The sequence below is a fragment of the Chryseobacterium sp. Leaf394 genome, assembly GCF_001424105.1.
Taxonomy (GTDB): Bacteria; Bacteroidota; Bacteroidia; order Flavobacteriales; family Weeksellaceae; genus Chryseobacterium.
Map to the genome: position 1 here is coordinate 126,324 of NZ_LMQH01000014.1, position 7,247 is coordinate 133,570.

At 30.5% G+C, this 7,247-nt stretch carries 6 protein-coding genes; 1 reads left to right on the forward strand and 5 read right to left on the reverse strand.

Annotation, left to right across the window (positions count from 1 at the left end):
• Positions 1–151: 151 nt before the first annotated feature.
• Positions 152–1,342 (reverse strand): HNH endonuclease signature motif containing protein, encoded by a 1,191-nt coding sequence (locus ASG21_RS18420; RefSeq protein WP_056084229.1) that lies wholly within the window; start codon positions 1,340–1,342, stop codon positions 152–154.
• A 5-nt stretch (positions 1,343–1,347) separates the two neighbouring features.
• Complete coding sequence (locus ASG21_RS18425) at positions 1,348–1,842, reverse strand: helix-turn-helix transcriptional regulator (protein WP_056084232.1); 495 nt, start codon at positions 1,840–1,842, stop codon at positions 1,348–1,350.
• 337 nt (positions 1,843–2,179) lie between these two features.
• Here ASG21_RS18425 and ASG21_RS18430 point away from each other — a divergent pair, with 337 nt between their 5' ends.
• Positions 2,180–3,346, forward strand: a complete 1,167-nt coding sequence (locus ASG21_RS18430; RefSeq protein WP_056084235.1) for a hypothetical protein — start codon at positions 2,180–2,182, stop codon at positions 3,344–3,346.
• Positions 3,347–3,593: 247 nt separating this feature from the next.
• On the opposite strand, the gene ASG21_RS18435 is transcribed toward ASG21_RS18430, so the two are convergent.
• The 3 genes from ASG21_RS18435 to ASG21_RS18445 all read right to left on the reverse strand — a co-directional run.
• On the reverse strand, positions 3,594–5,555 hold the full coding sequence (locus ASG21_RS18435) for a reverse transcriptase/maturase family protein (protein WP_056084238.1): 1,962 nt from the start codon (positions 5,553–5,555) through the stop codon (positions 3,594–3,596).
• A gap of 136 nt (positions 5,556–5,691) precedes the next feature.
• Entirely contained in the window at positions 5,692–6,705 is a 1,014-nt protein-coding gene (locus ASG21_RS18440; RefSeq protein WP_056084241.1) for a BT4734/BF3469 family protein, read from the reverse strand.
• A gap of 154 nt (positions 6,706–6,859) precedes the next feature.
• Positions 6,860–7,247, reverse strand: a 388-nt coding sequence (locus tag ASG21_RS18445) for a helix-turn-helix domain-containing protein (protein ID WP_082482477.1), incomplete at its 5' end; no start/stop codon positions are given.

A 7,247-nucleotide genomic window follows, 5' to 3' on the forward strand; every position in this document is an offset into this window, starting at 1 on the left:
TAATAATTTTGAAAAGAAGTGGTCAGATTGCATTCGTCTTTTTTCCAAGAAAGAAAAGTTAAGTATTGTAATTTAGAAAACAATAGTTCGTTCTAAACTATAAAAAACTATAATTTTTGAGCCGAGACCTTAATAGAGACGATGTTAGGCTTTAACAATAGTCATCAATGCTGTCACCTCCTGTCCACTCAAGACCTTGTAATATGGTAAACTGTTTTTCTGCTCCATTTTTTTCAAAAAAAGACCCACAATTATCATGGAAGAAAGCATTGTCCTCGAAGTTAACTTCCGCTAGGAAATAAGGCTTTATTGGATTTTGTGCGTCGCTTTTGCACAAAACCCACAATGTTTTTTCATCTTCCGATACTATAAAATTCTCAACAATAAAGCTCGTATACTGGTTGTTAGAAAAAATAGATCCAATATTTAAATTATCGGAATATGCAATGATCGGATTTTCGTAATATTCCCTGGGACAGCAAGGAAATTGACTGAGTGTTTTCCAATTTTGAATATTTTGAAAAGCATTTGAGGTTAAAGATTTCTTATATAGTGCTTCATCTTCATTATACTCATGTATTGAGCTTAAATGAGTATTTTGGGAAAATATAGATTCGGCATCAGAATTTGTAGCATACTTTGTACTTGGATTATTTAAGTTCTCTAGTGAGATTTTTGGCAATTCATCTTCATTTTTAAAACTCTGCCCAATTTGAGTTATTTCAGAATTGAGTGATTTCTTTAAGTTATTATCATTTTCAGAGGCTTGTAAAGACCGAAGAGATACACTTCGATTATAAATCCATTCTCCTATTGATCCTCCTTGTACTATTTTATCACTATTTGCCCAAGCCAACAATTTTTCTTTACTGATACGTGCTTCCTCAATACTTACCGTACACATCCACTTATAATTTGGTTCCGGAAATCTATCCCTAAATCTTGATGGATTTTCTAAAAATGCTTCGACACTTCCACAAATAATTTCAATACGTTTAGCTGTAATAGGATTAAGCAAAATATTTTCCAATCTTGTTAACCAACGAAGGTTTTCGGGACGATTGTTCTGTTTATTGGTGTCTATATGGTCAACTACATGTTCTTTTGTAGGGGGATCTCCGTGAAATGCGGTTGCAACAATTCTGTGAACACGAACGGAAGCAATTTCTAAATATCCTGTCTCTTTATTCAATTTACCAAATGTCCACTTATTATCTGTTGGTCGAATATGTTTATCAATTGGAGTGTAGCGTAATACAGAACCATTATCACGAACGCTGTACTTTTCGTTTTTATAATAGCATTCTTGAGTTACTTTAAAATTTTCTAATAAATATTCCATAGTAATTATATTTGAGTGGGAACAATATCCATTTGATATCCTAATACAAATGCAATTCTGGAAAGAATATCCAATCCAACGGAATATTTTCCTTTTTCAATCCTGCTGAGATTGGCAGCATCTATATTCGCTAACTTTGCTAAATCTTTTGCTTCAATTTCTTTATCTTCTCGAATTTCTCGAATTTTTTTTCCTATTCGAGTTCTTTCTCCTTGTCTGTCTCCAGAACTCAGTCCCATAAATGTTACACCATTTAGCATTAAATCGCGGTAAATATTATTGGTCATTATGTCCTTTTCTACAGAGAAGTTTTTGTCAAAAATATACTCTACTAAATGCAATTGATATTCTCGTGTATCTTCGCTAGTGTAACTTCCAATCCGAGCAAGTAAGGAAAAAATTTCTCCATCAGGCGCCACGACTTCAACTATTTTGTCGTCAATAACTGTTGCTTTTGACTTAAATTCAATAGCCAAAAACTCTTTCAGTTTTTTATTCATGATATTCAATACCGTATTTTCAGTGTTGTCGCCACTTGTAAAATTATATAAACAAATTTATATAAAATTGGCAAATATACCAATTAATCATTTTTTTTCCATTTTATGATCAAATATAATATAAGAGGGTACAAGCCAAATCGTATCAATCATCATGGGTTTATTCTAGATATAAATTAATGTAAGTTACATTGGCTGATTAAAGGTTTAATTTAAGGATTTAGATTATTATAAAGATTTCATAAATATTTTTTCCAAAGAAAACTCACTGTGTGTCAAATAATGATTTTTAAAGACATATCAATTTTTATAGGTCAGTTTTTAAGATTTTGGATTGATGCGGACATCTATTAATTTCAAGGAAGTAAAGTCAGATTCCGAAGCTCACAACTTCAGAAAGAAAACGTTCGATTATATTCGAAAAGACTTAACAGCAAAAAACGAATATTGGTCAGAAGAAAAACTTTCGGAGAGACTACACAAGATTGAATCTTACTGTAAAGAAAAGTCTGGTAGGAAATTACAAAAAAATGCAATGCCAATTAGAGAAGCGGTTGTTGTGATTAAAGAAGATACAAAAATGGTCGACTTACATAACCTTTCCAAAAGACTGGAAGAAGAATTACAGATTAGAGTTTTTCAAATTGCCATTCATAAAGACGAAGGACACTTTGACAAGATTGAAAAAATATGGAAACCAAATTTTCACGCACATTTAGTTGCAGACTGGCAGGATCTTAAAACAGGAAAGACTTTAAAACATCAATCGTTTCATTATTCGAAGATGCAAGATCTTGCTGCGGAATGTTTGGGAATGGACAGAGGTATTGCAGGCTCAAAAGGTAGATTGGAAGCTGTAGAGTTCAAAATCAAAGAAAAGGAAGCTGAACTTTTGGAAATTACTTCTAACATACACGAGATGAGATCTGAAATTGGATCACGAAAATTTGAAGACCTAATTGTCAAAGAAAATGATTTTTTAGGATTTAAAAGAGTGCAAACTGATAAGACTATTGAAAATTACGAAAAGGTTTTTAAATCCTATAATTTAAAAATAATCAGTGATAAAGAAGCCTTGCAATCACAATCTAAAATTATTACGGAACTTCAAAAAAAGAATATTGATCTCAAAAAAGAGATTGCAGTTTTAAAGAATAAATTATCCAACGTTCTATCCATCGGCAAGACATATTCTAGTGAAAGATTAAAATACTTAGATTCCGTAAAGGATACACTAATTAAGACGTTAAAGTTTGAAAAAACAAAGTTGCCTCATCTGTTTAATGGATCAAAAGAAAAGGTAATCTCTGAAATTAATTCTGTATGTAAGAAAGTATCACAAGAAAACAACATTCCTTTTTCGGCATTTGAAGAAGTTTTTAAAGATTCTGAAAATGTATCTCAAATAATCTCTCTCTTAAATTTTGGCAATTCTGAGATCAATTATAATTCTGAGCAAATTCCATTGCACCAAAAGAAGAAAAAACAAAGGAGATTATTATAGACAATTAAAAATAATAAAAAGAAAACAAAGGAATAGTTTCAGATTATTAAACACAAGTTCAAGCCTTAAGGTATCAATAAAAATCTACACCTTTCAGGTCGTATTTTTATTGATAAACTTGCTTATTAAAATCTGCAACAATGATGAAATGGCTTTCTTTTTTTTCCTTTTTTCTTTTAAAAATAATTAATTTAGAAAGGAAGGAGATTCTTTCCATTAAGTTAATTGCTCTATCTGGTAGATGAGATTATTTTTTATCTATAACGTGATAGAAATAGCTGAATGGTTTACCATAATATGGCACATACCGATCCTCTTTCTCTTTTTCAGTCAGTAAATTAAGTATCTCTTTTGAGTATGACGTATATTTGCTCGAAAGAACTAAAAGATTAGCATTCTTTATTAACAGGTCTTTCCGATATTTAGATAAAATAAACTTCGTGTTTAATATTTTATTATTTTGAAGTTCCAATCTAATGGATTCTGAGTCAACATATGAGATTCCAGCTATTTTAATAAAAAAATGTTTTCCAATTTTTCTTGATTCATCCGAAGTTCTTGGTTTTGCTTCTGGAATTTTTGCAAGCTTCTTTTTAAATCTAGACAAATGTTTTGACCTATAATAGTCTAATCTCCTTAGCTGAGTTCGTAGATTATGATTATTGCGTAGCAATGTGAAGCCATTTACCCAGCACATTTCGTTATCAGAGAATTTATAATTCATCATACTAACTCTACCGACGGACATTCCTATTAGTTTGTTTGAGACGGATTCTAAAATCATATCGTCTGATTTTCTCTTTCCGTTTTTTAATATTGATAAAGTATGTTCGGTTAGGTCTCTTATCTTACGTTTTTCTTTAATAAGCGAACTCTTTCTTACTCTTAGAGTCCCGTTATAACATATTTCATAACCAACAAAACCAATTCGATCGAAAGAATTTTTAGAAAGCTTTGACCATTTGTAGGATGATTTACTTTTTGAATCATTCCAAAAAAACTTTTTATCTATTCTATTAACAGGTTTGGGCAAATGAGAAATTAGTTTTAGCTTTTCTAAGCCCTTAAAATAAATTTCAGTTTTTTCATTACAAATTTTTCTGTTGGGATGAATTAAAAGCATATCATCACAAAACCTTACATAACAAAGCTTTTCATCTTCATCAGCTTTCATTTCCGCATCAATACTATGCAGAACAATATTTGCGATAAGACCTGATAAAGCACCTCCCTGTGGAATTCCAATGCGATTTCTCTTAATGTTTTTATAACAATGAAGTAAATCATCTTTTACCCATTCAAAACTTCCTCCATCTCTCTTTTTTTCAATCCAATAATTCTTATCATCATTAAGGGCAAATACAAATTTCTGAAAATCGTAACACTTTAAATACTTGTTGAATATTAAAATTGCTCGATTGTCAATTTTGACATCATTGGTCTTATTATGTATTTTTATAACATCTTTAAATTTTTCTCTAACAATATTATGATTCACTGTATCAAAAAATTTACTGATATCACATTCAGATACCCACAAACGTTTTCCTTTGTATTTGTTTTTATATTCTAGAATATATTCTATGGCACTATGATGACTGGGAGGAAATTTTGCGCTGTCTTTTTTTGCTCTAAAAGCATACGAATGATCATAAAAAATATTATCGAATGCCTTCGTCAAATATTTATTTACGATGGAAATTATAATTTTATCTTTTAGTGGGAAGACACAGATTGGACGACAAATTTTACAGCTTTTGTCATTTGGCTTTTTCAGCTTAGATAAAATTTGTGGAGATGTAAGCGAAAAATTTTCATCATTGACTGACTCAATTATCTCATCAATAAAATTTTCTAATCTAATTAAAAACGGTTCTGTAGGGTTAGTTTTTCTATAATGATAAATTGTCTTTAATAAAGCTCTGGTATTATGATCTACAGAGTTTATGCGTTGACCATCATTTTTCGGATACCTCTCCTTTATTGTTGGATTAATCCATTTTCTGCGAGATGGCATTATTGAGCATAATAAATCAATATCATTTCCCTTATGTCTATTACTTTTTTGATTATTATAATGATAATTGTAATTCTGGTCAGCAGAAATTATGTGATCAAGATGCGATTTACCACGATGCCGAGCAAGTTTTGCTCTTGCTTTGCATAAGCGAAATAGAATTTCTTCTCTATTACAATAGTCTTCTAACATAAAAACAAATAATGGATGGAGAGTCCCCGATTTTAAACCATAATACTGACAATTGCCAACTTACCAACTACTGCGGTGTGAACCGATTTTTATATCCAGTAGTGCCAACACGATCCACCTATAAATAGGTTACCGTTTAGTTACTCTCCAAACCAAAATCTTTTTTATATACAAATCCTTTTTGTACCGCCAAATGTATTACTGTGTTAAATTTAATCATTTTTTTATTACTGATATAGCAATCTTTTAACATATTAATACAATTAGTCTCATCAAATTTTGATTCATCCATTTTACTTAGTTTAATAAAAAAATCACTTCCTAAATCATAAGTAAACGAACTGGAAATAGCCAACGCAACTCGTAACCAGTCATCGTATTCATAAGTAATTGATTTTTTATTTTTATTTAAAAATTTAATTATGCTTTGAATCTCCTTCTTTTTAGTTGGACTGTTTCTATGAAGCGGATTATGAAGAATATTCTTCATTTCCTTCGCATTAACCGCTCCTTTACTACTTCTTATTTGGGGAACACTACTATTTTGTAACTCTAACTTTGCATCTTTTTCTATTAAAAATCTTTCAGTTATATTTTCGTTTTTGATCACAATATTTTCATCTTGCGAAATAAAGCAAAGTCGAGTAAAATCTTTACCGCTCTGATCTAAATCGATTTGATATTTTTCTTTAAAATAGGATGAGATTTTTGCAAATGCAGAATAATGCCAGATATCAATTTCGTTTGAATTAATATCTTCCTCGAAGGAAAGTTTTATGAGCCCCTTTATGCCATTCCCTGACGGAGATAACCATAGGGCAAATAAATAAATATCGGATGATAATTTTTCAAAAACATTCTTTACATTTTCTAATCCAATGTCATCTATATCGATAATCATTAATGAATTATAATTATTAAGATTCTCTTTTGTTCTAGAGGTGTCATTGAAATTTGCACAAAAAGTAGCTACAGGTAATTTCTTCTTTTTTATTCCATAAAGACCATCTTCACTTATATAATGATGTCTTAGCTGATCTGTAATGATTTTATGTTGCTCGCTTTTTATTTCCTCTAAAACATCTAATAATTTTCGATGAGATATTTTACCCCAAAAATTATCTTGATAAGAAACGATAATATTTTCCATAGTGCTGAATGACTTTCTAAATATTTTAGGTGTTTTTTTAAGATATAAATTTCAGACGTATAATATGTGAAACCTAAGCTCCTTTTTTGAAAAAGGCTCAACATTAAGTTGAGCCTTTCAAATGAAAATGTAATTATCCCGAATTACTCATATTTTATTTGTTGATAAGCTTCTCCAGTCTTTCCATCATCTCGTCCTTCTCTTTCAGCATTCTTTCGTACAAAGCAATCTTTTCTTCGTGTAAAGCAACTAACTTTTCAATTGGATTAATTGTTGGGTAGTAGCTGAACAAAGAATTCCCATTAGCATTGTCGTTATTATTAACCGTGTTAGAAATTATATTGATAGCTTGTTGTTCATCAAAATTCTGAAAAGCCTCTACAGGAATTTTAAGAGTATTTGAAATTGCTTTCAACAGATCATCTTCGATCACATCTTTCTGCTCCAATATAGAAATTTTCTTTTGATTCCATTCCTCGCCCAAGTCAAAAGCTAAAGCCTCCTGCTTGATGCCAAGCATTTCTCTAAAGCGTTTCACATTT